Raw genomic sequence first — 551 nt, 5'->3', positions numbered from 1 at the left:
CGCAACGACTTCACCTTGCTCACCGTCTGGCTGATCGAGATTGGCATCGCCATCAGCCACTCCAGGCCTTGCCATCCGCAGACGCTCGGCAAGGACGAGCGCTTCCATCGGTCGCTCAAGGCCGAGGCATTGCAGGGACCGCCCTTCGCCAATCTCGCCGAGGCTCAGGATGCATTCGACCAGTGGCGCCACGTCTACAACGCCCAGCGTCCCCACGACGCGCTGGACGGCGGCGTGCCGCTCGATCGCTACCAGGCCTCGCCGCGCCAGTATCGCGAAACTGTCGAGCCGTTCGAATATGCCAAGGACGATCTCATCCGCCGCGTTCAGCAGCACGGCTTCGTCTCAATCCTTGGCCGCTCAATGCGCTTGTGCAGGGCTTTCGCGGGAAAGTCCGTCGCCTTCAGGCCTACCGCCATCGACGGCGTCTTCGACGCCTGGTTCAGACATCAAAAAATAGAAACCATCGACCTCAACACCTTGGCCCGATAGCATGCAAAACTGTTCGCGATGTCCTCGCACACCTGTTCGCGATGTCCCCGGTCCAAACA

Annotated in this window: 1 protein-coding gene; it reads left to right on the top strand. The window is 61.5% G+C overall.

All coding sequences use genetic code 11. From position 1 onward, the window contains the following. Positions 1 to 492: integrase core domain-containing protein (locus RFM40_RS33665; protein WP_320279069.1), on the top strand; the 492-nt coding region annotated here is incomplete at its 5' end. Positions 493 to 551: the final 59 nt, after the last annotated feature.

The sequence above is a fragment of the Mesorhizobium captivum genome, assembly GCF_033977165.1.
Lineage (GTDB): Bacteria > Pseudomonadota > Alphaproteobacteria > Rhizobiales > Rhizobiaceae > Mesorhizobium > Mesorhizobium captivum.
Note: the sequence above shows the minus strand (reverse complement) of the source record. Positions and strands in the feature narration are given on the sequence as shown.